21 protein-coding genes are annotated in these 26,749 nt (G+C 69.1%); 13 read left to right on the top strand and 8 right to left on the bottom strand.

The window, feature by feature from the left end; all coding sequences use genetic code 11:
• Positions 1–22 precede the first annotated feature (22 nt).
• The 6 genes from JL475_RS18810 to JL475_RS18785 all read left to right on the top strand — a co-directional run bounded on the left by JL475_RS18810 (position 23) and on the right by JL475_RS18785 (position 4,709).
• Positions 23–973 carry a hypothetical protein gene (locus JL475_RS18810; RefSeq protein WP_202278892.1) on the top strand — a complete coding sequence of 317 codons (951 nt, stop codon included), beginning with the start codon at positions 23–25 and terminating at the stop codon, positions 971–973.
• A complete protein-coding gene (locus JL475_RS18805) occupies positions 970–1,869 on the top strand; it encodes a ThiF family adenylyltransferase (protein ID WP_202278891.1) in 900 nt (299 codons plus the stop codon). The genes JL475_RS18810 and JL475_RS18805 overlap by 4 nt, the downstream gene beginning before the upstream one ends.
• The gene (locus JL475_RS18800) at positions 1,869–2,801 is read left to right on the top strand and encodes a diiron oxygenase (protein WP_202278890.1); all 933 of its coding nucleotides are present in this window, start codon (positions 1,869–1,871) and stop codon (positions 2,799–2,801) included. Before JL475_RS18805 ends, JL475_RS18800 begins: the two co-directional genes overlap by 1 nt.
• 17 nt (positions 2,802–2,818) lie before the next feature.
• Complete coding sequence (locus JL475_RS18795; RefSeq protein WP_307825100.1) at positions 2,819–3,148, top strand: DUF4873 domain-containing protein; 330 nt, start codon at positions 2,819–2,821, stop codon at positions 3,146–3,148.
• Between the two features lie 65 nt (positions 3,149–3,213).
• Entirely contained in the window at positions 3,214–3,981 is a 768-nt protein-coding gene (locus tag JL475_RS18790; protein WP_202278888.1) for a dienelactone hydrolase family protein, read from the top strand.
• A 113-nt stretch (positions 3,982–4,094) separates the two neighbouring features.
• Positions 4,095–4,709: a TetR/AcrR family transcriptional regulator gene (locus tag JL475_RS18785; RefSeq protein WP_202278887.1), complete on the top strand. Its 615-nt coding sequence runs from the start codon at positions 4,095–4,097 to the stop codon at positions 4,707–4,709.
• Between the two features lie 27 nt (positions 4,710–4,736).
• Here JL475_RS18785 and JL475_RS18780 read toward each other — a convergent pair whose 3' ends face one another.
• The gene (locus JL475_RS18780) at positions 4,737–6,269 is read right to left on the bottom strand and encodes a BTAD domain-containing putative transcriptional regulator (RefSeq protein ID WP_307825102.1); all 1,533 of its coding nucleotides are present in this window, start codon (positions 6,267–6,269) and stop codon (positions 4,737–4,739) included.
• A 266-nt stretch (positions 6,270–6,535) separates the two neighbouring features.
• Between JL475_RS18780 and JL475_RS18775 the strand changes: the two genes are divergently transcribed.
• Positions 6,536–7,078 (top strand): sigma-70 family RNA polymerase sigma factor, encoded by a 543-nt coding sequence (locus JL475_RS18775; protein WP_307825099.1) that lies wholly within the window; start codon positions 6,536–6,538, stop codon positions 7,076–7,078.
• Positions 7,079–7,101: 23 nt separating this feature from the next.
• On the opposite strand, the gene JL475_RS41500 is transcribed toward JL475_RS18775, so the two are convergent.
• The 6 genes from JL475_RS41500 to JL475_RS18745 all read right to left on the bottom strand — a co-directional run bounded on the left by JL475_RS41500 (position 7,102) and on the right by JL475_RS18745 (position 12,953).
• Positions 7,102–7,659, bottom strand: coding sequence for a YigZ family protein (locus JL475_RS41500; RefSeq protein ID WP_307825098.1), 558 nt, complete (start codon positions 7,657–7,659; stop codon positions 7,102–7,104).
• 28 nt (positions 7,660–7,687) lie between these two features.
• Positions 7,688–8,932, bottom strand: coding sequence for an IS110 family transposase (locus tag JL475_RS18765; protein WP_202278885.1), 1,245 nt, complete (start codon positions 8,930–8,932; stop codon positions 7,688–7,690).
• Positions 8,933–9,717: 785 nt separating this feature from the next.
• Positions 9,718–10,386, bottom strand: a complete 669-nt coding sequence (locus tag JL475_RS18760; RefSeq protein WP_202278884.1) for a nucleotidyl transferase AbiEii/AbiGii toxin family protein — start codon at positions 10,384–10,386, stop codon at positions 9,718–9,720.
• A gap of 5 nt (positions 10,387–10,391) precedes the next feature.
• Positions 10,392–10,784: a hypothetical protein gene (locus JL475_RS18755; protein ID WP_202278883.1), complete on the bottom strand. Its 393-nt coding sequence runs from the start codon at positions 10,782–10,784 to the stop codon at positions 10,392–10,394.
• A gap of 357 nt (positions 10,785–11,141) precedes the next feature.
• Positions 11,142–12,671 carry a UDP-N-acetylglucosamine 1-carboxyvinyltransferase gene (locus tag JL475_RS18750; protein WP_202278882.1) on the bottom strand — a complete coding sequence of 510 codons (1,530 nt, stop codon included), beginning with the start codon at positions 12,669–12,671 and terminating at the stop codon, positions 11,142–11,144.
• An 81-nt stretch (positions 12,672–12,752) separates the two neighbouring features.
• Positions 12,753–12,953, bottom strand: a complete 201-nt coding sequence (locus tag JL475_RS18745; protein WP_202278881.1) for a DUF4236 domain-containing protein — start codon at positions 12,951–12,953, stop codon at positions 12,753–12,755.
• Between the two features lie 381 nt (positions 12,954–13,334).
• On the opposite strand from JL475_RS18745, the gene acnA reads away from it, so the two are divergent.
• Together acnA and JL475_RS18735 are read left to right on the top strand one after the other, a co-directional pair.
• Positions 13,335–16,058 carry an aconitate hydratase AcnA gene (gene acnA / locus JL475_RS18740; protein ID WP_307825097.1) on the top strand — a complete coding sequence of 908 codons (2,724 nt, stop codon included), beginning with the start codon at positions 13,335–13,337 and terminating at the stop codon, positions 16,056–16,058.
• 261 nt (positions 16,059–16,319) lie between these two features.
• Positions 16,320–17,411: a lytic polysaccharide monooxygenase gene (locus JL475_RS18735; RefSeq protein ID WP_202278879.1), complete on the top strand. Its 1,092-nt coding sequence runs from the start codon at positions 16,320–16,322 to the stop codon at positions 17,409–17,411.
• A gap of 79 nt (positions 17,412–17,490) precedes the next feature.
• Here the strand turns inward: JL475_RS18735 and JL475_RS18730 are convergent, their stop codons facing one another.
• Positions 17,491–21,306, bottom strand: a complete 3,816-nt coding sequence (locus JL475_RS18730) for a GH92 family glycosyl hydrolase (protein WP_202278878.1) — start codon at positions 21,304–21,306, stop codon at positions 17,491–17,493.
• A 405-nt stretch (positions 21,307–21,711) separates the two neighbouring features.
• Between JL475_RS18730 and ngcE the strand changes: the two genes are divergently transcribed.
• The 4 genes from ngcE to JL475_RS18710 all read left to right on the top strand — a co-directional run bounded on the left by ngcE (position 21,712) and on the right by JL475_RS18710 (position 26,622).
• Positions 21,712–23,208 (top strand): N-acetylglucosamine/diacetylchitobiose ABC transporter substrate-binding protein, encoded by a 1,497-nt coding sequence (gene ngcE / locus JL475_RS18725; protein WP_237407559.1) that lies wholly within the window; start codon positions 21,712–21,714, stop codon positions 23,206–23,208.
• Positions 23,209–23,290: 82 nt separating this feature from the next.
• Positions 23,291–24,217 (top strand): carbohydrate ABC transporter permease, encoded by a 927-nt coding sequence (locus JL475_RS18720; RefSeq protein ID WP_202278877.1) that lies wholly within the window; start codon positions 23,291–23,293, stop codon positions 24,215–24,217.
• A gap of 4 nt (positions 24,218–24,221) precedes the next feature.
• Positions 24,222–25,145 (top strand): carbohydrate ABC transporter permease, encoded by a 924-nt coding sequence (locus tag JL475_RS18715; protein ID WP_202278876.1) that lies wholly within the window; start codon positions 24,222–24,224, stop codon positions 25,143–25,145.
• A 265-nt stretch (positions 25,146–25,410) separates the two neighbouring features.
• A complete protein-coding gene (locus JL475_RS18710; protein ID WP_202278875.1) occupies positions 25,411–26,622 on the top strand; it encodes an ROK family transcriptional regulator in 1,212 nt (403 codons plus the stop codon).
• Positions 26,623–26,749: the final 127 nt, after the last annotated feature.

Raw genomic sequence — 26,749 nt, 5'->3', positions numbered from 1 at the left:
CCTCCGGGGAGGGGAGGCCGGCATGACCTCGCAGACCGTCACCGGCGCGACGCCGCCGGCCGGGACCCCGGCGGCCGCCGAGGACGCCCGCCGCGCACGCTATGTGGCACACATGCTGGCCCTGCACGACCGGATGAGCCTGGCGGGCCTGGCCGAGCAGGCCGATCCGCTGTACCTGACCCGCCGCCCCGACGGCCTGACCGTGCTCGCGGTCCCGCAGTCCCGGCTGCCCGAGCGCTACCGGCTGGCGATCTACGGGTTCCGGCTCGCGCAGTACCTCCGGTCCCGATTCGCCAGCGACCGTGTCGCCTTCGCCCGTGGTCTCTTCGCCGAGCCGCTCGGCACGGGACACGGCGAGGAGATCCACGTCATCGGCATGGAGGAGTCGGCCGGCGCGATCCTGCGCTACGTGTCGGTCATCGCCACGACCGACACCGCCCCGCTGCCCGTGACCCACCCGGATCGTGCCCCCTTCCCGTGCGAGGTGGCCCACGGCATCAACCTCTTCCACCACGTGCCCCTGGACGAGCCGGTCACGGGGCACGAGGTCTGGGAGATCAAGCGTCTGATGCAGCGCCCCTCGCAGCGTGACACTTCCCCGGCCCTGCGACTGCGGCTGTCGCTGGAACTGATGCTCGGCTTCTACACGGTCCTCTCCGGCCTCTCCCCGCAGCCGCGGTTCCTGGTCGGCGACGGCGAGGAGGGCCTGGCCGTGCGGCGCCTCACGCGCAGCCTCCAGGAGGTCACCGTCATCGAGGGCACCCGCCCCTCGCTGCCCGAGGACGACCTGCTCTTCCCGGCGTACGTGGAGCGCGCGGTGGTCAAGCCGTTCGTGGCGCGCGTCCCCCGCGGGACGGAGCTGGACCGGCTCGTGCACTGGCTGGAGCGCGCGCTGGACGCGTCGAACCCCCTCGCCGGCTTCCAGCAGCTGGTCGGCCGGGTCGGAGGAGAGATCCGGAGGGTGAGGATATGACCACCGCCGCCGCAGCCCCCGCGGCCAGAACGGGCCCGGCCGACGTCCCCGAGGACCCGGAGGCCTACTACCGGGTCCTGACCGAGCGCAACCGGGGCCTGATCCCGGGCGACGTGCAGGAACGGCTGCGCACCGCCACCGTGCTGGTGGCGGGGTGCGGCTCGACGGGCGGCGCGGTCGTCGAACCGCTCGCCCGCCTGGGCACGGGACGCTTCGTGCTCGCCGAGCCCGGGGCGTACGAGCTCAACAACCTCAACCGGCAGAGCGCCACGCACGCCGACATCGGCCGCAACAAGGCGGAGGTGGCCGCCGAGCGCATCCGGTCGGTCAACCCGTTCGCCGAGATCCGGGTCGACACGGTGGGTGTCCGCCCGGACGCCCCCGACCTGCTCCTGGACGGTGTGGACGTGGTCGTCGACGGCGTGGACGTCACGACTCTCGGCGGCTGGCAGGCCAAGTACGCGCTGCACGTGGCGGCGGCACGCCACCGGCTGCCCGTGGTCTCTGGCTACGACCTTTCGGGCACCCAGCACGTGCGCTACTACGACTACCGCGCCGAGCCCGTACCGCTCGCGGACGCGATCAGCGATCGGGACATCACCGAGGGCGCCCTGTGGACGCTGCTGCTGAAGGTGATCCCCCGGGAGATCGTCCCGCCCGACCTGGTCGCCGACGTCACCGCGCACCGCACGGACCCGGACTACAGCGTCCCGCAACTCGTCTACGCATCACACCAGTTCGGCGTGCTCGCGGCCCGCTACGTGGTCGAGATCCTGGCCGGCCGCCCGGTCCGCGAGCAGCTCACGGTCGATGTGCACCAGCTGGTCTCGGCGGACGCCGACCGGCCGGACACCCCTTTGGAAAGCACTCAGCGAGCACAGGACAAGGAGTCGTGATGACCACCGCCACCGACCGCCCGGGCCGCCGCTCGGAGGACCCTCTCGTCCGCCAGACCAAGAAGGCCACGCAACTCCTCGTCGCGTCGGCCCGGCACTCCTACGACCCGCGTGTCGACGTCAACTGGGACGAACCGCTGGAAGAGGGCAAGTGGTTCCTGCCCGAGAAGCGGATCTCCCTGTTCGGCACCGAGCTGTACGACTCCCTGTCCCTGGAGCAGAAGCTGCTGCTCAGTCGTGAGGAGCTGGCGTCGTCGCTGGCCGCGGGCGTGTGGACCGAGCACATCCTGCTTCACCTGGTGTCGCGGTACGCCTACAAGCGGGACATCACCAGCCCGCAGGTCCAGTTCGCGCTGACCGAAGTGGCGGACGAGGTGCGCCACATGATCATGTTCGCCCAGCTGGTGGAGAAGACGGGCTCGGAGTTCTACCCGCTGAACCCGAAGACGCAGCGCGCCGGGCTGCTGCTGAAGACCTTCGCGCCGGTGCCCGCGCTGTGGGCGATGCTGCTGCTCACCGAGGAGTTCTTCGACCGCTTCCAGCGCGAGCAGGCGAACGACGAGACGGTGCAGCCGCTGGTGCGCACGGTGGCCCGCATCCATGTCGTGGAGGAGGCCCGGCACATCAGCTTCGCCCGCACCGAACTGGAGCGGTTCGTGCCGACGCTCTCCAAGCGGCGCCTTCAGCTGCTCCGCGACTTTCTCGCCTCCGTGGTGAAGTCCATCCGCCGGGACCGCTACAACCCGCTGATGTACGAGCGGGCCGGCCTCGACCCGAAGGTCTGCGTCGAAGCGGGCCGCAGCAACCCCGTCGGCCTGGTCAACGGAGCCTACGGCGCCGAGCGGATCGTCCCGTACTACAAGTCCATCGGCCTGATCGGCGGCCGCTCGGAGAAGGTGTGGCGCGAGGCCGGTTGGCTGAAGGACGCCTAGGACGAAGGGAGTCGACTGTGGAGGATGACGGATACGAGGGTCCGGCGGTGCTGGTCGTGGAAGGCCGTACCGAGTTCACGATCCGGGCCCGGCTCACCGGCCGCTTTCAGCCGCTGGACGGCCGCTACCGCTGGTACGGACGGCTGGAGGCGCACGAGGAACTGACCCGTCTGGTGGGGGACCGCAGCGCCGGCGTGGTGCTGCGCACGGCCGAGGGAGACGCGACGGGCCGCATCACCGAGCCCGACCTGTGGAACCGCTACCGGATCGAAGGCATGAGCGTGCCCCCGTTCCGGGTTCCGTTCAGCCTGGAAGAAGTTGGAGAAAGCGATATTTCCGAACACTAGAAACCCGCACTGAACCGAGCGAGAAGAAACACAGAACTACACAGAACGACGGAGGCCCTCGGCCCATGTGCTTCGACGAAGACGCCATTCCACCGGTACCGCAGATTCCGGATTCCGTGATCGAGAGCCGGTATCTGGAATTGACCGCGGACGACGGTAACACCTTCGCCGCTTTCACCGCCGCCCCGGTCGGCGGCACGCGCACCGCGATCGTGATCCTGCCCGACGTCCGCGGGTTGTACGGGTTCTACACGGAGCTGGCGAAACGCTTCGCGGAGAACGGCGTACGGGCGCTCGTCATCGACTACTACGGCCGTACGGCAGGCGCCGGAAAACGGGAAAGGGATTTCCCCTACGCCGAGCACATGGCCAAGCTCAGCCCCCGCCAGCTCTACGCCGACCTGAGCGCGGGCATCGCGCACCTGCGCTCCGAGGAGGGCGGCGCCGCGAGCGCCGTCCTCACGGTCGGCTTCTGCATCGGCGGCCGGCTCGCGGTGATGGCGGCGGCCGGGCACTTCGACCTGGCCGGCGTGATCGGCTTCTACTGCTGGCCGGCGGACGGACCGGACGGCTCCCCCGGGCCGACCAGCCGGGCCGCCGACCTGAGGGCACCGGTCCTGGCCCTGATGGCCGGGGACGACCCGGGCATCCCGCCGGCCCACGTGACGGCGTTCGACGAGGCCCTGGCGGAGGCGGGCGTCGACCGCGAGGTCGTCACCTACCCCGGCACCCCGCACAGCTTCTTCGACGCCAAGCGCGACACGTACGCCGACGCCTCGGCGGACGCCTGGCACCGGGTCCTGCGGTTCGTGAACCGCGTCGGCGCGGGCTGAGGGCCGACGGGACCGGGGACAGCGGCGACCGGAATACATACGTATGGAAGGAATGAAACTGAGTGTAGCCTGGAAGGCCAGCTCAAGGCGGTCCGACCTCGGGAAGTGTGAACATGCCCACGACTCGTACGAGAACGCGTCTGACGCAGCGTGAGCGGTCCGACGGCACCATCGAGGAACTGCTGCGCGCCGCCCGCACGCTGTTCGCGGAACGCGGCTACAGTGCGACCTCGCTGGATGCCGTCGTGGAGGTCGCCCACCTCACCAAGGGCGCCCTCTACCACCACTTCTCCGGCAAGCAGCACCTCTTCAGAGCGGTGTACGAACGCGAACAGACCCGGCTGTCCCACATCGTGGCCCACGCCTACCTGGAGGCGAAGCCGGGCTCCTGGGAGGCGGTGTTCGTGGGCGCGAAGGCCTTCCTCGTGGAGGTCCTCGCGCCCGACGTCCAGCGCATCAACCTGCTCGACGCCCCGGGCGCGCTCGGCACCGAGGAGATGCGCGAGATCAACTCCGGCTGCCTGAAGATGATGGAGGAGGGGGTCCGGCGCGCCACCGAGACCGGCGACATCGCTCCGCACTCGGTGACCGCCCTCACCCACCTGCTGTACGGCGGACTGTGCGAGACAGCGATGGCGGTCGCGCGCGCCGAGGACCAGCAGCAGGCCCTCGACGCGGGCATCACCGAACTGCGCACGCTCTTCGACGCGCTGGCGGTTGCGCCCTGAAAGGGCGCGGCACGTCCGGCTGAACGCTCAGCGGCCCCTGGCCGCCATCGTCGCCGCCAGGTCGGCCAGCGGCAGCCAGGGCCTCACGAGCGCCTGTTCCGCCGCCACGCTGAGCGCCAGCGGAGTACCACGGCACAGCTCGATGATCCGGGACACAGCCCCCGGCTCGGCGTCGACGCGGTGCTCGCCGAGGATCCCGGCGAGCACCCGCTGGGACTGCTGGACACTGAGTTCCCGCAGCGCCACGGTACGTAGCGGGCCGATCCCGGCGAGGCGGTCGGCGTTGCGCGTGGTGACCAGGAGCGCTCCGGCGGACGGGCCCGGCAGCAGCACCTCCAGCTGCTCCGGCGAGGCCAGGTCGTCCAGAAAGACGAGCACCCTCAGGTCCTTCAGGACCTCCCTGCCGAACGCGGCCACATCGGTCTCTCCCCGCGGCACGGTCACGCCGAGGCTGCGCAGCACGAACCGCAGGACGTCCTCGCCCGAGGGGATCCGCTCGCGTGAGGGTGCGGCCGTCCGGACACCCCGGACCGGCTCGGCGGGCACATGCCGCGCGGGCGCCCGCCCCGCCAGGTGCGCGCACGCGTGCCGCACCCCGATGCTGCTGCCGTGCAGGGCCACGAAGATCTGCCCGTCCGGGAAGCGGTGCGCGACCCGGTGCGCCCACTGGACCGCCAGAGCCGTCTTGCCGATGCCTGGCGGCCCCTCGATGACCCGGGTGACCGGCCGGCCGTCGTCGGCGGTGACGAACCCGTCGAACATCGCCAGTTCCTGCTCCCGGCCCACACAGCGGATGCCCCGCGGCAGCTGCCGCGGCACGGTCGGAGGCGCGTCGGCGTGCGACCCGGCCGTGCCGAAGTGCGGGTCAGCGCGCAAGATCCGGGCGTGCAGCGCCTTGGTCTGGTGCGCCGGATCCACCCCCAGCTGGTCGGCGAGCCGCCGGCGCAGCGCCTCGTACGCCTCGACGGCCTCCGCGCGGCGGCCGAAGCGGTGGAGCGCGGTCATGAGGTTGCGGATGACCAGCTCGTTGTCCGGGTGCTGGTCGGCCAACGAGTACAGCTCGTCGAGGAGTGCGATGCGGCAGCCGAGGCGCAACTCGCCCTCGTGGCACTCCACGAGGGCCGACAACCGCTCCCGTTCGAGCAGCCGCCGGGTCCGGGCGGCCCACTCTCCCACGACCCCGGCGAGCGGCCTGCCGCGCCAGATGCCGAGCGCCTCCCGGAACAGCCGTACGGCGGTGCGGGTGTCCGGCCCCGCGGCACGGGCGCTCGCCACGATCCGGCGGAAGCGGTGCAGATCGACCGAATCGGCCTCGACTTCCAGTACGTAACCGCCGTGCCGGCGGCGCAGCGTGGCCCCCTTTCCGCCGTCGGCGCCCTCCAGGGCACCGCGCAGCCGCGATATGTAGGAATGAACCATGTTCCGTGCCGATTGGGGCGGGTCGGCTCCCCACGTCCAGTCGATCAACTCGTCGGGCATGACGGCTTCATTGGCGCTCACCGCGAGCATCGCAAAGATGCAACGCTGCTTGGCCTGTCCCAGTTCGACTCGATTTTCCACGGCGGCCCGGTACTCCACAGGCCCCAACAACTGAACAAGAACCACGCTTGCCCACTCCCCCGTGTGCGCGCTGTCTCGGATCGTTGTGCCACCGATGTGGTCGGCTTCGTGCTCGTGAATGAAGCCCGTCACGATGTGGCTTTTCTCTTTTTTCACTGAACGGTACCTGCCGCCGGCCGAACCGCCGCACGCATACGTCAAGGTTTCCCGCACCGCCCCCGTCGAGGCTGGCCGCTGCCACCACGACCTCGCACGCGGGAGATGATGTGACGCACGCCCTGTCCCACCCCTGCACGAAGACGGAACGGCACCACCACCGCTGGAGCCTGGTACTCGCCGAGCGCGAGCGCCTGCTGCGCCTGGCCACCAGCCGGCTGGGCCACACCACGGACGCCGAGGACTGCGTCCAGGAGGCGATGATCCGCGCGGTGACGTTCGAGGCGCTGGACGAGTCCCGGGTCGCCGCGCTGCTCACCACGATCACGCTGCGCCTCTGCGTGGACCACCAGCGCGGCACCCAGCGCGACCGCCGGCTCGCCCACCGGGTCCAGATCCTGCGCCGCTCCGAGCCGGACACCGGCTCGGAGGTCGAGCACAGGGTCTGCGAACGGGCCGCGGGCGCCTGGCTGCTGACTCAGGTCACGGGCCTCGGCAACCGCGAGCGCGACGTCCTGCTCGCCCGGGCGCGAGGCATGAGCACCTCCGAGACGGCGAATGCGCTGGAGATCACGTACAAGTCGGCGGAGAGCGCCTTCACCCGGGCCCGCAGCCGCCTGCGCGTCCTGTACCACGAGGAGATGGCCCGCTGACGCGCGCAACCCGCGGGGACCGCTCAGGCGTCCCCGTACGCCTCCCCGCCGAGCTCGAACCCGGCCGTCTCCGCGGTCGCGTCGGCGAGCCAGGCGCGGAAGGCCGGCACATCGACGTCCGGGAGGCCGATCCCGATCGTGACCTCCTCGCCGTAGCACACGTCCCGCACCTCGCGTCCGGTGGCGCGCAAGTCGTTCTGGAGCTTGCCGGCCCGCTGGTGGTCGACGGTCACCGTGGCCAGCCGGAAGCGGCGCCGGGTGAGGGTGCCGATCGTGTCCAGTGCCTCGCCGACGGCGCCGCCGTACGCGCGGATCAGCCCGCCCGCGCCGAGCTTGACGCCCCCGTAGTAGCGGGTGACGACCGCGACGACGTACCGCATGTCACGGCGCAGGCGCATCTGGAGCATGGGGACGCCCGCGGTGCCGCCGGGTTCCCCGTCGTCGCTGGCCTTCTGGACGGAGGCATCGGCTCCGATGACGTACGCCCAGCAGTTGTGGGTGGCGTCGGCGTGCTCCTTGCGGACGGCGGCGACGAAGTCCTGCGCCTCCTGTTCGGTGCCGGCCGGGACGGGGACTGACACGAAAATGACTCGTGGGTGAGTCGGTCGGTCAGGCCGTGATGGGCTCGAAGCGGATGGTCAGACCCAGGCTGTTGGCTTCCTTGAGCATGCGCCGCATAGCGCGTTCGGAATCTCGTCGGGTGAAGTGGTCGGCGCCGAGTTCCCGGTAGTGGGTCTTGTCGTGCAGGACGTGCCAGATGGCGATGGCGAGTTTGTGCATCACGGCGACCAGGGCTCGTTTGCCGCCGCGTCGGGCGGCCAGGCGTCGGAAGAAGACGCCGAGGTAGGAGTTCTTGTTCCTGATCGCGACCATGGCGGCGATTCCGAGCAGCCGTTTGAGGTTGCTGTTGCCGGGGCGAGTGCGGCCGGACCGGCTCACCCCGGCCGACTCGTTCTGCCCCGGGCAGACCCCGACCCAGGAGGCCAGGCGGTGAGCGGAGGCGAACTGGGTCATGTCCCCGCCGGTCTCGGCGATGATGATCTCAGCTCCCAGGCGGCCGATCCCGGGGATGGTGGCGAGATTGGCCAGGTCCTGCTCGCGGTCGGCCAGCAGCCGGGCGATCCGGGCGTCGAATCCGGTGATGACCTGCTTCCAGCGGTCGATCTCGTCCAGGCAGTGCCGGACCATGAACGCATGGTGATCGGTGAACTCGCCGTCCAGTGCCTCGACGAGGGCGGGGATCTTGTTGCGGGCCCGGCCGACCGCAAGGTCGGCGAGGCGCCGGGGATCGCGTTCCCCGGCGATGAGGGCCTCCAAAATGGCCCGGCCGCTGGTGCCGGCGATGTCGCTGAGGACCGCCGAGAGCTTCATTCCGGTGTCCTCGAGCTTTTTCTCCAGCCGCTGTGCCTCCCAGCCGGCCGCCCGGACCAGCTCGGTGCGGCGCCGGGTCAGATCACGTAATCCGCGGATGTCCCGCTGCGGCACGAAGGAGGCCATCACCATTCCCGAGGCCCCGGCCCGGGCGAGGAAGGCCGCGTCGTTGGGGTCGGTCTTGCGGCCTCGGATACCTTTCAGGTGAGCGGGGTTGACCAGCATCAGGTTCAGGTGCGGCTGCAGCCGGTAGTAGACGCCGCGCCAGTAGTCCGAGGTCGCCTCCATCACCACCACCTCCACCTGCCGGTCCACCAGCCAGGCCGGCAGGCGCCGTATCTCGGCGGTGGTGGTGCCGAACCGCTGGGTCTCCAACGACCAGCTGCCGACCCGCTTCAAAGACGGGGTGCGTACGCAGGCGAGCAGGAACCGCTTGCCCAAGTCCACTCCCGCAGCCCGCAGATGGATAATGTCGTCCTTCATGTCCTGATGCCGGGGCATCCTCGTCTCCCTCCCGATGCGTCCGTGCTCACGGACGCCCCGGAGGGGCCAAGGGAGAAGGCGGAGTCTGACACGCGTGCTCCCGGCAGCGGATACCGATGCCCTGGCAACAGTCCGTGGTCCCCTGGTCGGCCCCCATCGCCATCCTGCAAAACGAGCTCGCCCGCATCGCAGGCCCATCGGCTGACCGGGACGTCCAACCCCATTTTCCCGTATCCGAGGTGATCAGCGCAGCGATCCCGCCCACCTGTAAAACGTTCGATGGCGTCCCTTGTCGTGGTGTAGCCGATCACGGTAGGGAGTGCGCCGGAGGCGTGTGCCGATGGAGTTTCGCTCCCTGCCCGCAAGGTGGGTCATCGTGCGACTCTCCGTGGTGAACCGGAAGTTCAACGTAGACGGTGCAGGATGCCCCTGTCTCAGCATGACCTAATCCGGCTGCTTGAGTCACTACGTTCAGCAGACGGGCTTGAGCTCGTCCGCAATGTGGCCGAGCGGATGCTCCGGGAGCTGGTCGAGGCCGAGACCACGGCCCGGATCGGCGCGAAGTGGAACGACTCGAGGGGCCGCAGCGGGGGTATTGAGAACGCCATGCCCTGATCGAGACAGGCCAGTCGGCCGTGCTTCCTGGGAACCAGGAAGCACGGGGCGGGCAGGGGCGCAGTGCCTGCAGCACGGTGCACACGGCACGCTGACCTGTTCACGCCGACTTCCAGCCGGGACCATCGAGGCCGAGCGTGTCGGGACGTATGAGGGCTGGCTCCAGTTGATCAGTCGATGTCCGGACTATCGGCCTCTTCGAGGAGACGGGCCGCGAGGCCGTCGGCCCACTCCACGGCCCAAGCGCGGAGTGCGGTGACAGTGGCGTCATCGAGACCGTAGGCGGCGAAGGCTTCGTCGTCGGTCCACTCGGCGCCGGTGAGGTTCGCCTGCAGATCCTCACGCTCGAAGCGGCCGCGGGCGTGGCGGCGGCCGAACTCCTCGAGCTCGGCATTGGTCCATCGGCGGGAGGCTGCGAACACGTCGATCAGATCGCGGGGCGCGCCGCGGTCGGCGAGGGCGCGGACCTTGGTCCCGATCACGTCCTCCTCCGCGAGGACGGGCCCGTACGGGCTCTGGGCGACCGGCCGCCAGAAGATCTCCTTGAGGATGTCGACCTCGCAGTCCTGTCCGGTGGCCGGGTCGGACACGGTGAAGCGGGCGGACAGCGGGGCGGTCTCCAGCGCGTGCACCTTCCAGCCGCGGGCCTCCAGGCCGGCGCGGAGCGTGGCCGCGATGTCGGCCATGGGCGCCGGGTTCTCGGTGGCGACATCGAGGTCCTGGCTGGGGCGGCTCACGAGGCGATGCGCCCGCACGGCGTATCCGCCGGTGAGGACCAGGGGATACGGGGAACCGAGCGCGATCACATCCGCCAGAAGCCGCGTGTGCAGCTCCGGCATGTCCGTCACGCGGCTGCCCGGGTTCGGGAGGTGAGCTGGGGGAAGGCGTCTTCCCATACGGTGCGCACGGTGCGGCCGATTAGGGTGCGCAGCACCGGCCACAGTTGGAGGAGCAGGCCCTGGTTGAGGTAGCGGGGCAGGTCGTCGTGCAGGCCCTCGTGCAGGACGGTGCGGTAGAGGCCCATGCGCTGGCGAGGCTTGCCCAGGTCGTACGACGTCATTCCGGACCAGGCCATGTGCAGCGGTAGCTCCACGACCCCCTGGGCCGGGCCGTGCAACTCGTCCAGTGACTCCGGCAGACGCCTCCGGAACTTCTCCCGATACAGCGCGAGGTCCTCGACGTCCGTGCGAGAGAGGTCCATCGGCGCGGGGGCGGAGTGCTGTGGGCTGGAGGACATGACTCCATTATGACGGCCGGGATGTGGTGCGGGCCATGATCTGCGAGCCGGTGTCTGGAGCGAGCAGCGTGGGCCCGTGCCGGGTGAGCATGGCTGTGGCAGCGTGTTCTGCCCCGACCAGAGGCACGGGCTGTCGGTCATGACGCTCGTCTGACGCTCTGGGCGCCCGCACGCGGGGCAGTGAGCCGGGAAAAGGTCCTGCCCTGACCCTTCTCCCGGAATCGCTCCGGCCCACAAAATGAAGCCTTCGGTTCCGGTCAAAAGTCCCAGAAAAGTCCCAGAGGCGCCGCCACGCCCCCTTTTGCCTCGCGTTCATGCGGGTCAGAAGGGGTATGGCGGCGTCTTTTCCGAAGACCTTCAGATGTCCCGGAAGATCTCGATCTGGGCTCCGACCGAGTTCAGTCGCTCCGCCAGGTCCTCGTAACCGCGGTTGATGACGTAGACGTTGCGGAGCACCGAGGTGCCCTCGGCGGCCATCATCGCCAGGAGGACGACCACGGCGGGGCGCAGGGCCGGGGGGCACATCATTTCGGCCGCGCGCCAGCGGGTGGGGCCCTCGACCAGGACGCGGTGGGGGTCCAGGAGTTGGAGGCGGCCACCGAGGCGGTTGAGGTCGGTCAGGTAGATGGCGCGGTTGTCGTAGACCCAGTCGTGGATGAGGGTCTGGCCCTGCGCGACCGCCGCGATCGCCGCGAAGAACGGGACGTTGTCGATGTTCAGGCCCGGGAACGGCATCGGGTGGATCTTGTCGATCGGCGCCTCCAGCTTGGAGGGCCGGACCGTGAGGTCGACCAGCCGGGTGCGGCCGTTGTCGGCGACGTACTCGGGGCTGCGGTCGTGGTCGAGGCCCATCTCCTCCAGGACCGCGAGCTCGATCTCCAGGAACTCGATCGGCACCCGGCGCACCGTCAGCTCGGACTCGGTGACGACGGCCGCGGCGAGCAGGCTCATCGCCTCGACCGGGTCCTCGGAGGGGGAGTAGTCCACGTCGACGTCGATGGTGTGCATGCCGTGCACGGTGAGCGTGGTGGTGCCGATGCCCTCGACCCTGACGCCCAGCGCCTCCAGGAAGAAGCACAGGTCCTGGACCATGTAGTTGGAGGAGGCGTTGCGGATGACGGTGACGCCGTCGTGCCGGGCGGCGGCCAGCAGTGCGTTCTCGGTGACCGTGTCCCCGCGTTCGGTCAGCACGATCGGGCGGTCCGGGCGCACGGCGCGGTCCACCACCGCGTGGTACTGCCCCTCGGTGGCGGCGATCTCCAGGCCGAACCGGCGCAGCGCGATCATGTGCGGCTCGACGGTGCGGGTGCCGAGGTCGCAGCCGCCCGCGTACGGCAGCATGAAGCGGTCCTGGCGGTGCAGCAGCGGGCCGAGGAACATGATGATCGAGCGGGTGCGGCGGGCCGCGTCCGCGTCGATGGAGTCCAGGTCCAGCGTGGCGGGCGGCACGATCTCCAGGTCGACGCCGTCGTTGATCCACCGGGTGCGGACGCCGATGGAGCCCAGCACCTCGAGGAGGCGGTACACCTCCTCGATGCGGGCGACGCGGCGCAGCACCGTGCGGCCCTTGTTGAGCAGGGAGGCGCACAGCAGTGCCACGCACGCGTTCTTGCTCGTCTTCACATCGATGGCGCCCGAGAGGCGGCGGCCGCCGACGACCCGCAGGTGCATGGGGCCGGCGTAGCCCAGAGAGACGATCTCGCTGTCGAGTGCTTCGCCGATGCGGGCGATCATCTCAAGGCTGATGTTCTGGTTGCCGCGCTCGATGCGGTTGACGGCACTCTGGCTGGTACCGAGAGCCTCCGCCAGTTGCGCCTGTGTCCAGCCGCGGTGTTGCCGGGCGTCGCGGATGAGCTTGCCGATGCGTACGAGGTAGTCGTCTGACATGAGGCTGAGGCTATCTCAGATATGAGATGGCGCCTCCTGGGGCCCCTTGGGTGGGTCCATTCGGGTGATAAAACGTCAATATTACCCGGTGCGGCGGGTGCTGCGCGTGCGGCGCCATCCGAAAGGTCCGGGCAAATCCACCGATGTCGTACGACGTCCCGTGCTGCTCACGGTGTGGCGCGGGCCGCGCCTCCCGCCGGTGGTGATGGACCAGGAGCGCTTGTTGATGTTCAGGCGCACTCCCGGAAAGATCCTGAAGCTCTTGCGGAACGTGAGCGGCATCCCCGTCTCCCTTCCTGGGGTCATGGCGCCGGGTTCGCGGCGTCGTCCCGGTGCGTATACCCCGTCCGGGTCCGGTGATGACGGGATCGAGGGGGAGGGGGGATTCGGGGATGGGGGGAGGGTCCGGAACGGGGTACCCGGGAGGGCGGTATCCGGGTGCCGTGAGCGGGCCCACGCATGACCATTCGGCCGCGGTGTACTAGAGTTATCTCGACATCGAGATATCTGCCGAGGTGCACCGCAGCCGCCACCCTGGTAAGGGGTACCTAACTTAGCCTTACCTTAGCGGATCGGTCGAGACGTGGGTGGCGGCACCACGCGGCGGTAGCCGCACACGGTTTGCGGTGTGGTGGTACGCGTACATCAATGAAGGAGACTGTCGTGTCGGCGAACAGCTTCGACGCCCGCAGCACGCTGCAGGTGGGCGACGAGTCGTACGAGATCTTCCGGCTGGACAAGGTCGAGGGCTCCGCACGCCTTCCCTACAGCCTGAAGGTGCTGCTGGAGAACCTGCTCCGTACCGAGGACGGCGCGAACATCACCGCCGACCACATCCGAGCGCTCGGCTCCTGGGACTCCCAGGCCCAGCCGTCGCAGGAGATCCAGTACACCCCGGCCCGTGTGATCATGCAGGACTTCACCGGTGTTCCCTGTGTCGTGGACCTCGCCACCATGCGCGAGGCCGTCAAGGAACTCGGCGGCGACCCGGCGAAGATCAACCCGCTGGCCCCGGCCGAGCTGGTCATCGACCACTCCGTCATCGCCGACAAGTTCGGCACCAGCGACGCCTTCAAGGTGAACGTCGACCTGGAGTACGGCCGCAACAAGGAGCGCTACCAGTTCCTGCGCTGGGGCCAGACCGCCTTCGACGAGTTCAAGGTCGTCCCGCCCGGCACCGGCATCGTCCACCAGGTGAACATCGAGCACCTGGCCCGTGTCGTCATGACCCGTGACGGCAAGGCCTACCCCGACACCCTGGTCGGCACCGACTCGCACACCACCATGGTCAACGGCCTCGGCGTCCTCGGCTGGGGCGTCGGCGGCATCGAGGCCGAGGCCGCCATGCTCGGCCAGCCGGTCTCCATGCTGATCCCGCGCGTCGTCGGCTTCAAGCTGACCGGTGAGCTCAAGCCCGGCACCACCGCCACCGACCTGGTGCTGACCATCACCGAGATGCTGCGCAAGCACGGCGTCGTCGGCAAGTTCGTCGAGTTCTACGGCGAGGGCGTCGCCGCGACGAGCCTGGCCAACCGCGCCACCATCGGCAACATGTCGCCGGAGTTCGGCTCCACCGCCGCCATCTTCCCGATCGACGACGAGACGCTGAACTACCTGCGCCTGACCGGCCGCAGCGACCAGCAGGTCGCGCTCGTCGAGGCGTACGCCAAGGAGCAGGGCCTCTGGCTGGACCCGAAGGCCGAGCCGGACTTCTCCGAGAAGCTCGAGCTCGACCTGGCCACGGTCGTGCCCTCCATCGCCGGCCCGAAGCGCCCGCAGGACCGCATCGTCCTCGCCGACGCGAAGGCCCAGTTCGCCCAGGACGTGCGCAACTACGTCAAGGACGGCGGCGACGTCGACGAGGCCGGCGAGGAGTCCTTCCCGGCCTCCGACGCCCCGGCCGTCTCCGACGCGGCCCCCAGCCACAAGGTGAAGGTCACCGCCGCCGACGGCACGGAGTACGAGCTCGACCACGGCCACGTCACCGTCGCCGCGATCACCTCCTGCACCAACACCTCCAACCCGTACGTCATGGTCGCCGCCGCCCTGGTGGCCAAGAAGGCGGTCGAGAAGGGCCTGACCCGCAAGCCGTGGGTCAAGACCACCCTCGCCCCGGGCTCCAAGGTCGTCACCGACTACTTCGACAAGGCGGGCCTGACCCCGTACCTCGACAAGGTCGGCTTCAACCTCGTCGGCTACGGCTGCACCACCTGCATCGGCAACTCCGGCCCGCTGCCGGAGGAGGTCTCCAAGGCGGTCAACGAGCACGACCTCGCCGTCACCTCGGTGCTCTCCGGCAACCGCAACTTCGAGGGCCGGATCAACCCCGACGTCAAGATGAACTACCTGGCGTCCCCGCCGCTGGTCGTGGCCTACGCCATCGCCGGTTCGATGAAGGTGGACATCACCCGCGAGTCCCTGGGCCTGGACCAGGACGGCAACCCGGTCTTCCTCAAGGACATCTGGCCGACCGAGGCCGAGGTCAACGACGTCGTCGCCAACACCATCGGCGAGGACATGTTCTCCAAGTCCTACGCCGACGTCTTCGCCGGCGACGCCCAGTGGCAGGCGCTGCCGATCCCGACCGGCAACACCTTCGAGTGGGACGCCGAGTCCACCTACGTCCGCAAGCCCCCGTACTTCGAGGGCATGGGCATGGAGCCGGCCCCGGTCGAGGACATCGCCGGCGCCCGCGTCCTGGCCAAGCTGGGCGACTCGGTCACCACCGACCACATCTCCCCGGCCGGCGCCATCAAGGCCGACACCCCGGCCGGCAAGTACCTCACGGAGCACGGCGTCGAGCGTCGCGACTTCAACAGCTACGGCTCCCGCCGCGGCAACCACGAGGTCATGATCCGCGGCACGTTCGCCAACATCCGCCTGCGCAACCAGATCGCGCCGGGCACCGAGGGCGGCTACACCCGCGACTTCACGCAGGACGGCGGACCGGTGTCGTTCATCTACGACGCCTCGCGCAACTACATCGACCAGGGCATCCCGCTGGTCGTCCTGGCCGGCAAGGAGTACGGCTCCGGCTCGTCCCGCGACTGGGCCGCCAAGGGCACCGCGCTGCTCGGCGTCAAGGCCGTCATCGCCGAGTCGTACGAGCGCATCCACCGCTCGAACCTCATCGGCATGGGCGTGCTGCCGCTCCAGTTCCCCGAGGGCCACACCGCCGAGACGCTCGGTCTGACCGGCGAGGAGACCTTCTCCGTCACCGGCGTCACCGAGCTCAACGACGGCTCCATCCCCGGCACGGTGAAGGTCACCACCGACACCGGCGTCGAGTTCGACGGTGTCGTCCGCATCGACACCCCCGGCGAGGCGGACTACTACCGCAACGGCGGCATCCTGCAGTACGTGCTGCGCAGCCTGATCAGCAAGTGACTCGGTCGGCGAGTGACCTGATCAGCAAGTAAGCGGTACCGCAAGACAGTTGAGGGTCGCATCCCCGTCCGTCGGGGATGCGGCCCTCGCTGCGTCAGCCGTTTACAACCGGAGCGTACGGCGCTACCTTCCCTGACGAGTGGGATGGGAGCGCTCCCATATTTTCGGCGGACCGGAACCCGCCGCAGGCGCGCTCCCGTCCCGCTCGGTCCCACGCACCCCTGCGCACGACCCGCAACCGCAGCGACGGACAGGTGTGTCATGATCCCGACAATGATGGGGCGGGCTGACGCTCCCCGACCAACCCTCCCCACCCGCACCAGAGCCCTCTTCCTCGTCCTGGTCTCCCTGCTCGCCACCCTCCCGGCCGTCGGCCTGGTCATGACGGCGGGCGGCGAGGCGGAGGCGCACGGCACGCCCATGAAGCCCGCCAGCCGGACCTTCCTGTGCTGGCAGGACGGGCTGACCGACACCGGTGAGATCAAGCCGGTCAACCCGGCGTGCAAGGCCGCCGCACAGGTCAGCGGCACCACGCCGTTCTACAACTGGTTCTCCGTACTGCGCTCCGACGGCGCCGGCCGCACCGAGGGCTTCGTGCCGGACGGGCAGCTGTGCAGCGGCGGCAACACCAGCTTCACCGGCTTCAACCAGCCGCGTGACGACTGGCCGCTCACCCACCTCACCTCGGGTGCGACCGTCGACTTCTCCTACAACGCCTGGGCCGCGCACCCGGGTTGGTTCTACGTCTACATCACCAAGGACGGCTTCGACCCGACCCGGACCCTCACCTGGGACGACATGGAGAAGCAGCCCTTCCTCTCCGTCGACCACCCGCCGCTCAACGGGTCCCCGGGCACCGTTGAGGCCAACTACTCCTGGCCCGGGCGGCTTCCGGAGGGCAAGTCGGGCCGCCACATCGTCTACATGGTCTGGCAGCGGTCGGACAGCGCGGAGACCTTCTACTCCTGCTCCGACGTCGTCTTCGACGGCGGCAACGGCGAGGTGACCGGCGTCAAGCAGCCCGGCAACCCCCCGACCGAGCCGGTTCCCGGCCAGTGCACCGCCACCCGCAGCACGACGGGCAGTTGGAACGGCGGCTACCAGTCCCAGGTGACCGTCACCAACAGCGGGAACGTCCCCATGCTCGGCTGGATGGTCGACTGGACCCTCCCGGCCGGTCAGCGAATCGACAGTCTGTGGAGCGGCAACGCCACCTACCAGGGCCAGAACGTCATGGTCCACAACGCCGACTACAACGGCGCGCTGGATCCGGGGGAGAGCGCCACCTTCGGCTACGTCGTCTCCGGTTCCGGTGGCGACAGCACGACGAGCCTGCCCTGCCGGGTCGGCTGAACCCGATGCACGACGAAGCGGGTCCGGGCCACCACGGCCCGGACCCGCTTCCCGCGCGGTCGGCTCGGCCGAGCCCGGATCAGCTCAGGAGTTCCACCTCCGTCAGCGCCGACTCACCGGTGAGGACCAGTCGGTAGTGGCCGTAGGCCTTCGGCTCGTCGACCGAGAAGGCCCGCGTCTGCCGGTCCCAGCGGAAGGACTCGCCCGCCCGCTCGTCCAGGTCCTTCCACGTCCGGCCGTCCGAAGACCCCTGCAGCACCCAGCCCGTGGGCGCCTCGGCGGCGTCCGAGGACGTCAGCGTGTACTGCACCGCCTTCGGCTCCCCGGTCACGGGCAGGTCGACCGTGGAGACCGTGGCGCCGGTCGCCGACGTGTCGTCGAACAGGGCTCCCTCGCCCTTCAGCACGTCCTTGCGGGGCGTGGGCACCTTGTCGTCCTGGGTGATCGACACCGGCGCCGCGCCCTTGCCGGTGCCCCACGACGACGGCCGCGGGCCCATGTCGAACTCCAGGACGCCGCCCTTCGCGATCAGCGAGTGGGGGAGCGAAGTGGAGTTCCAGCGCTTGCCGTTGACCTTCAGACCCTGCACGTAGACGTTCTTCGCGCTGTTCTTCGGCGCCTTGACGACCAGTTCGCGGCCGTTCTCCAGGTGCACGGTCGCCTTCGTGAACAGCGGGGAGCCGATGGCGTACTCGCCGCTGCCCATCACCAGCGGGTAGAAGCCGAGCGAGGAGAACAGGTACCAGGCGGACTGCTCGCCGTTGTCCTCGTCGCCGTGGTACCCCTGCCCGATCTCGCTGCCGGTGTAGAGCCGGGAGAGCACCTCACGGACGTTCTTCTGGGTCTTCCAGGGCTGTCCGGCCGCGTCGTACATGTACAGGGCGTGGTGGGCGACCTGGTTGGAGTGCCCGTACATGCCCATCCGGACGTCCCGCGCCTCGGTCATCTCGTGGATGACTCCGCCGTAGGAGCCCTTGAACTCCGGGGAGGCGGTCTCCGGGGTGGCCAGGTACTCGTCGAGCTTGTCCGCGAGGCCGTCCCGCCCGCCGTAGAGGTTGGCCAGGCCGCGGCTGTCCTGGGGCGCGGTGAAGGCGTAGCCCCAGCCGTTGGTCTCGGTGTAGTCGTGACCCCACACGCGCGGGTCGTACTTCGAGGACTCCACGCGCCAGCCGCCCTCGAGATCGCGGCCCTGGAAGAAGCCGGCCTCGGGGTCGAAGAGGTTGACGTAGTCCCGGGCGCGGTCCAGGAAGTACGCGGACTCCTCCCGGTAGCGCTTGTCGCCGGTCTTCTCGTACAGGGCCTCGCCCATCTTCGCGATGCCGTAGTCGTTGAGGTAGCCCTCCAGCGCCCACGACAGGCCCTCGTGCGTCTCGGTGCCGGTGTAGCCGAGGAACGGCGAGGTCGCCATGCCCTTGCGGCCCACACCGGACGACGGGGGCACCACGGTGGCGTTCTTCACCGCCGCGTCGTACGCCGCTTCCGCGTCGAAGCCGACGCCCTTGACGTAGGCGTCCGCGAACGCCACGTCCGAGGAGGTGCCGGTCATCAGGTCGGCGTAGCCGGGGGAGGACCAGCGCGAGGTCCAGCCGCCGTCCTTGTAGTGCTGCACGAACCCGTCGACCAGCTCACCCGCCTTGGCGGGGGTCAGGAAGGAGTAGGCGGGCCAGGTGGTCCGGTAGGTGTCCCAGAAGCCGTTGTTGACGTACACCTTGCCCTCGACGATCTTCGCGCCGGTGTGCGTCGGGGTGTCGGGCCCGGGCATCTTCGAGAACGGCGAGGCGTACTTGTAGGTGCCGTCGACCTTCTCGAAGCCGGAGTTCGGGTACAGGTACAGCCGGTACAGGCTGGAGTAGAGCGTGGTCAGCTGGTCCGGGGTGGCGCCCTCGACCTCGACCTTGCCGAGGATCCGGTCCCACTGCCGCTGGGCGCTCTTCTTGACCGCCTCGAAGGACCGGCCCTCGGGGACCTCCTGGCGCAGGTTGTCCTTCGCCTGGTCGACGCTGATCAGGGAGGTGGCCAGGCGCAGGGTGACCGTACGGTCCTTGCCCGCGTCGAACCGCAGATGGCCCTTGACGCCGCTCGCGCCGCCGCCGGTGACCTCCTTGTCGAACTCGCCGTACACGAACAGCCGGGTGGCGCCCGTGGACAGCCCGGACTTGACGTCCGAGTAGCCGGTGAAGGTGCCGTTCTCCTTGTCGAGGGTCAGGCCGGCCTGGTCGGTGACGTTGTCGAACAGGACGCTCGCGTCGTCGCCGGGATAGGTGAAGCGCATGACCGCCGCGTGGTCGGCCGGCGCGATCTCGGCCTTCTGGCCGTTCTCGAACCGCACCCCGTAGTAGTACGGCCGCGCGGTCTCGTTCTCGTGCCGGAAGGCCAGCTCGCGTTCCTCCCGGCCGAGGTCCGGGGTGCCGGAGGCGGCGGAGGGCAGCACCTGGAAGGTCTGCCGGTCGCCCATCCAGGGGCTCGGCTCATGGCTCGCGCTGAACGCCTGGATCGTCGGCAGGTTGTCCGCGTTGTTGCCGCGCGCGTAGTCGTACAGCCAGCTCAGCGAGCCGGCGTTGGTCACCGGGGTCCAGAAGTTGAAGCCGTGCGGCACGGCCGTCGCCGGGAAGTTGTTGCCGCGGGAGAAGCCGCTGCTGGAGTTGGTGCCCCGGGTCGTCACCGCGTAGTCGGACAGGTGGACCTCGGTCCGTTCGGGTTTCACCGTCGTCAGCGAGATGTCGTCCAGCCAGCCGCGGAACTTGGCGGGGCCCTTGGGGGAGTCGTACGCCACCAGGATCCGGTCGACGGTCCTGCCGGCCGCGACCGAGCCGATCCGGGAGGTCACGTTGTTCCACTGGTTGACGTACAGGACCTTCGAGGCGCCCTGTCCGCGCGGGGTCAGCGGGAAGCCGTGCTGGTCGGTGGCGCGCAGGTCGCTCAGCCGGGAGCCGTCGGTGAAGACCAGGTCCACGGAGACGTGGGTGGCGTCGTAGTCGAGGTCGCCGTCCGCCATGGACGGGAAGACGCGGTAGGCCAGTCGGGTGTTCCGGCCGACCGCCACATCGACGTCGAAGACCTTGTTGTACGAGTACGCCCGCCCGTCGGCGGTGTGCCGTCCGGCGTAGCGCAGTGCGCGCTTTCCGGTGAATCCGGCGCCCGACTTCGCCGTCGGGGAGCCGCTCGGGCCGCGGTCGACCAGCGAGAGCATGTCCTGCGGGACGGGCTCTTCGGTGTCGCCGGTGGAGAACTGGACGTCGGCGAGCTGGAGCGCGTCCGCCCCGCCGTTCTTCGTGATCTCCAGCCGGAAGTGCCGGTACGCGGCGACGGCCGACGCGTCGAGGTCGTAGACCTTGGTCTGGAACCGCTCGGTGAACTTCTCGCCCGAACGGGTGTCGAGGGTCTTCCAGTTCTCGCCGTCGGCCGACCCCTTCAGGGTCCAGTCCCGCGGGTCGCGTTCGGCGTGGTCGTTGGCCGAGGTGAGCGCGTACCGGACCACCTCGGCCGGGGCGTCCAGGTCGAACTCGGCCCAGCCGGTGGACGTGAAGGCCAGCCACTTGCTGCCGGGCTCGCCGTCGGCGAGGTTCTCCTTCACCTCCCCGGCGCCCGTGTTCTCCGAGCTGGCGCGCACGTCCGTGACATGGTCGGTGACATTGCCCGGAATGCCGCTGCTGTAGCCGCCGTCGACGCCCGAGGCGCGCTTCTCGCCGCCCGGTGCGGTGTCGACCGTGTTCAGCCAGTCGGGGGCGGGCTCCCCCGGCTCGAACGACGAAGCGAACTCCCGGTCGGCCTTGGCGGGGGCCCCGGGCAGGGCGACCGCGACGCCCGGTGAGGCCGCTGCCACGGCGAAGGCGGTCGCCGCGACGACCGCCGGACCCCATCTGAGTCGAACTCTGTGCCGAACTCCGTGCTGCATGCGCGAGCACCCTCCCTGTGCTGGACAACGTTGTCAAAATTGCTGCGCAAGCACCAGTAGTGGGCCAAGTGGCGAGTGGTGTCAAGGGTGTTGGCTGCGGCGTTCGCGTCCGGGGGCAGGGATTCTTCCGCTGCGAAACGCGACGACCGATCGTTTTTCCGCCAGGTCTCAACTCGGAAAAGACCGGTGGTGAACCTTGCGTTCGATCTTGCTCCGTCGGAGGGAAGTGGACTATACCTGTCGGCACTCCGGGGCATCCTCACAGCACCTCGAACAGCAGACGTCCCGTACCACCGGTGCCGCCGGCACCGGCCGCACTTCCTGCACGACCCAGCTTGACCCGAACGCGGTGCCGGGAAGGATCCGGTTCACCGCCTGAGTCCTGGAGAAGGCGAGGACTTGAGCATGGGATCCACTTCCGCCGAGAACGACGGCACCCGTGACCACGGCACGCGTACCCACGGCATTCTCGGCCACAGCACCACCGGAGTCGGCCGCCGCGACCTGATCAAGCGGTCCGCGGCGCTCGGCCTGGTCTCCGTACCCGCGATGGGTTTCCTGTCCGCGTGCGCCAGCGGCGGCGGGGAGGACCAGGACAAGGCCAAGGCGGGCAAGAAGACCGAGCAGAACCCGCTCGGCGTCAATGACACCGCGCAGATGGAATTCGTCCTGTTCGACGGCGGCTTCGGCAAGGAGTACGCCGAGGACGCGGTCAAGGTCTACGAGAAGGCGTTCTCCGGGGCGGCGGTCAAGTTCTCCGCCACCCAGAAGATCCAGTCCACTCTGCAGCCGCGGTTCAACCAGGGCAACCCGCCCGACCTCATCGACAACTCCGGTGCCGAACAGATGGACATGGGCGTCCTGGTCGGCAAGAAGCAGCTCGCCGACCTCACCGAGCTGCTGGACGCCCCCTCCTACGACGACCCGGCCAAGAAGGTCCGGGACACGCTGCGCCCCGGCATCGTGGAGATGGGCCAGTTCGACGGCGAGCAGGTCTGGATCCTCTACTACGCCTACACCGTCTACGGCGTCTGGTACTCGCAGAAGGCCCTGGCCTCGCTCGACGAGCAGTATCCCGAGACCTGGGACCAGATGCTCGCGGTCTGCGCGAAGGCCAAGAAGAAGGGCATGGCGGGCTGGACGTACGCGGGCAAGTACCCGTACTACCTCCCCTTCTCGCTCTACCCGATGATCGGCAAGGTCGGCGGGCGCGAGGTGCTCGACGCCATCGACAACCTGGAGCCGAACGCCTGGAAGCACCCCGCCGTCAAGGCGTGCTTCGAGGCCTACTACGAGCTCCAGCAGAAGGGCTACGTCCTCAAGGGCACCCCGGGCCTGGACCACGTCCAGTCCCAGACCGCCTGGGCCCAGGGCAAGGCGCTGTTCATCCCGAACGGCTCCTGGGTGGAGAACGAGTCGGCGAAGGTCATCCCCGCCGACTTCGACCTGGCCGTCTCCGCGCCCACCGGTCTCGACTCCTCCGACAAGCTGCCCTTCGGCACCATCTGGGCCTCCGGCGGCGAACCCTTCGTCGTCCCCGCCAAGGCGAAGAACGGCGCCGGCGGCATGGAGCAGCTGCGCATCATGCTCAGCGAGGCGTCCTCGAAGAACTTCACCAGCAAGGTGAAGTCTCTGACCGCGTACAACGGCGGCACCGACGGCATCGAACTCACCCCCGGCCTGAAGGCCGGTGTCGCCGCGCTCGACAAGGCCGGCGAGAACGTGGTGAACCCGCGTATCCAGGACTGGTACGTGCAGCTCCAGAAGGAGAAGATCGGCGTCTCCGGGATCGGCGAGATGATGGCCGGCCGCGCGACCCCGGCCGAGACCATCAAGAAGATCCAGGGCTTCGCCGACGAGGCGGCCAAGGACTCGTCGATCAAGCACTACAAGCACCAGTGAGAATCCGCCGCCAGGGCCCGTCCGGCACCCTCGTGCCGGGCCGGCCCCGGCGGCGCCCGCGCGCAGAACGGGGTCACCAGCAATGCAGCACGGCAAGTACCGGTTCATCGTGGGGTTCCTGGCGGCCCCCCTGGGGCTGTACGCGCTCTTCGTCGTCTGGCCGTTCATCCAGTCGATCTACTACTCGTTCACGGACTGGACCGGTCTGAGCCCCGATTTCACGATGGTGGGGCTCGACAACTACGCACGCATGCTGGACGACGACATCTTCTGGAAGTCGCTGCAGCACAGTCTGCTGTTCGCCCTGCTGGTACCGGTGGTGACGATCGGTCTGGCGCTGTTCCTCTCCTTCATGATCAACGTGGGCGGCCGGCGGCGCCGCGGCGGACCGGTGATCTCCGGGGTCCGCGGCTCCGCGTTCTACAAGATCGTCTACTTCTTCCCGCAGGTCCTGTCGATCGCGATCGTCGCCCTGCTGTTCGCTTTCGCGTACAACCCGGACAGCGGTGCGATCAACTCGTTCCTGCGGGCGGTCGGGCTCGACGACGTCCAGCCGCTCTGGCTGGGCGACCCGGATCTCGCCCTGTGGGCCGTCATGGCGGTGATCGTCTGGTCCACGGTCGGCTTCTTCGTGGTCCTCTTCTCCGCCGGTATGGCCTCCATCCCGATGGACCTCTACGAGGCGGCGCTGCTCGACGGCGCCAACCGGATCACCACCTTCTTCCGCATCACCCTGCCGCTGCTGTGGGACACCGTGCAGTCCGGCTGGGTCTACATGGGCATCCTCGCTCTGGGCGCCGAATCGTTCGCGGTCGTGCACATCATGACGACCGGGCCCGGCGGCCCCGACTACTCGACCACCGTCATGGTCCTGTACGTGTACCAGAAGGCGTTCCGTGACGGTCAGGCCGCCTACGCCACCACCATCGGTGTCGCCCTGCTCGTCGTCACGCTGGCCTTCGCCGCCGTCGTGATGAAGCTGGGGCGGCGCGAGCGGCTGGAGTACTGATCAGATGAAGACGACCGAGACCCCCGCCCCGGTACCGGCCGAGTCCGGTGTCACCGTCACCAAGACCGACAGCGCCGGCGGCGCGCCCCCCAGGGAGGAGAAGACGGGCGGCGTCCTCAACGTCTTCTCCCACGGCATCCTCGTGATCTGGGCGGTCATGGTGGCCCTGCCGCTGGTGTGGGCGGTGATGACGTCCTTCAAGGACGACGCCGCCATCTTCGGCTCGCCCTGGTCGCTGCCGGACAAGCTTCACTTCGAGAACTGGTCGAGGGCCTGGACCCAGGCCCACATGAGCGAGTACTTCCTCAACACCGTCCTGGTGGTGGGCGGTTCACTCATCGGCACGCTGGTGCTCGGTTCGATGGCCGCCTATGTGCTGGCCCGCTTCGAGTTCCCGGGCAACCGGTTCATCTACTACCTGTTCGTCGGCGGCATGAGCTTCCCGATCATGCTCGCCCTGGTCCCGTTGTTCTACGTCGTCAACAACATGGGCCTGCTGAACACGATCCACGGGCTGATCCTGGTCTACATCGCGTACTCGCTGCCGTTCACGGTGTTCTTCCTGACCGCGTTCTTCCGGACCCTGCCCAGCACCGTGGCGGAGGCCGCGTTCGTGGACGGTGCCTCGCACACCAGGACGTTCTTCCAGATCATGCTCCCGATGGCCAGGCCGGGCCTGATCAGCGTGGGCATCTTCAACTTCCTGGGGCAGTGGAACCAGTACATGCTGCCCACCGTGCTCAACACCGACGAGGACAAGCACGTCCTCACCCAGGGCCTGGTGCAGCTGGCCGTCAGCCAGGGCTACAAGGGGGACTGGTCCGGCCTCTTCGCCGGCCTCGTGATGGCGATGCTCCCGGTGCTCGCCGCGTACATCGTCTTCCAGCGCCAGGTGGTGCAGGGCCTCACCGCGGGCGCCCTGAAATGACGTCCCGGGCTGTCCCGGGCCCTCCCGGGGCAGCCCCGCGGCCGCCTCGTGGAGCGCCCCCGGGGATCCTCTGAAGTCACCCTCTGAATTTGCTCACGCACCCGCCGTACCCGCCCCTGGGAGCGGCGGGTGCCGACGTGTACAAGTACTCGGAAACGGTTCAACCTCTTGACGGGAGGCAACCGGAACAGCTCATCTTAGAGTTCACTAGTTGGACACGGAATGGGGCCCCCCATCGAAGCGGCCCCGCGCGCAGGAGGTCGTCGTGGAGACTCCGGGGTCGCAGTCGTCGCTGCACCGAGCCAATCTGGAACGGGTCGTTCGAGCGGTACGGCTGGCCGGCTCCCTCACCCAGGCCGAGATCGCGCGGACGACGGGCCTGTCCGCGGCGACGGTGTCCAATATCGTCCGGGAACTGAAGGAAGGCGGGACGGTCGAGGTCACGCCCACTTCGGCGGGCGGCCGCCGGGCCCGCAGCGTCTCGCTCAGCGGGGACGCCGGGATCGTCATAGGGGTGGACTTCGGGCACGCCCACCTGCGGGTGGCCATCGGGAACCTCGCCCACCAGGTGCTGGCCGAGGAGTCCGAGCCGCTGGACGTGGACGCCTCCTCGACGCAGGGCTTCGACCGGGCGGAGCAGCTGGTCAACCGGCTGATCGAGGCGACCGGGGTGGACCGCACGAAGGTCGCCGGGATCGGCCTCGGCGTGCCCGGCCCGATCGACGTGGAGTCCGGCACCCTGGGCTCGACCGCGATCCTGCCCGGCTGGACCGGCACCAAGCCCGCCGAGGAGCTGCGGGGGCGGCTCGGCGTGCCCGTGCACGTGGACAACGACGCGAACCTCGGCGCCCTCGGCGAGATGGTCTGGGGCAGCGGCCGGGGCGTGCGCGACCTCGCGTACATCAAGGTCGCCAGCGGTGTCGGCGCCGGACTGGTGATCAACGGGAGGATCTACCGCGGCCCCGGCGGCACGGCGGGGGAGATCGGACACATCACGCTCGACGAGTCGGGCCCGGTCTGCCGGTGCGGCAACCGCGGCTGCCTGGAGACGTTCGCGGCGGCCCGCTACGTGCTTCCGCTGCTCCAGCCCAGCCACGGCACGGACTTGACGATGGAGGGCGTCGTACGGTTGGCGCGCGAGGGGGATCCCGGCTGTCGTAGGGTGATCGCCGACGTCGGCCGTCACATCGGCAGTGGAGTCGCCAACCTCTGCAACCTGTTGAACCCGAGCAGGGTCGTGCTGGGCGGCGACCTCGCCGAGGCCGGTGAGCTGGTGCTCGCACCGATAAGGGAATCCGTCGGCCGCTACGCGATTCCCAGCGCGGCGCGTCAACTCTCCGTTCTCCCCGGGGCACTTGGGGGCCGTGCGGAGGTACTCGGCGCGCTCGCCCTCGCGTTGGGTGAAATGGGCGATTCCACCCTGTTGGACGGCACGGCCACCGGGACCCTCACCGCGGCCTCTCCTGCCTTCACTTAGAGAACGATTGGCACCGTTGCCATCTCGTTAAGGATTTACTTCTTGACGTCGCACGTGCGGCCGAGTTGACTTCCAGCCACCTCGGCCGCACCGTCGCGGCCTCGTCAGGGAGGTTTCTGAAGTGAAC

The organism is Streptomyces sp. M2CJ-2 (assembly GCF_016757295.1).
GTDB lineage: Bacteria > Actinomycetota > Actinomycetes > Streptomycetales > Streptomycetaceae > Streptomyces.
The sequence above is the reverse complement of the archived record's forward strand: the minus strand, read 5'-3'. Positions and strand labels throughout refer to the sequence as shown.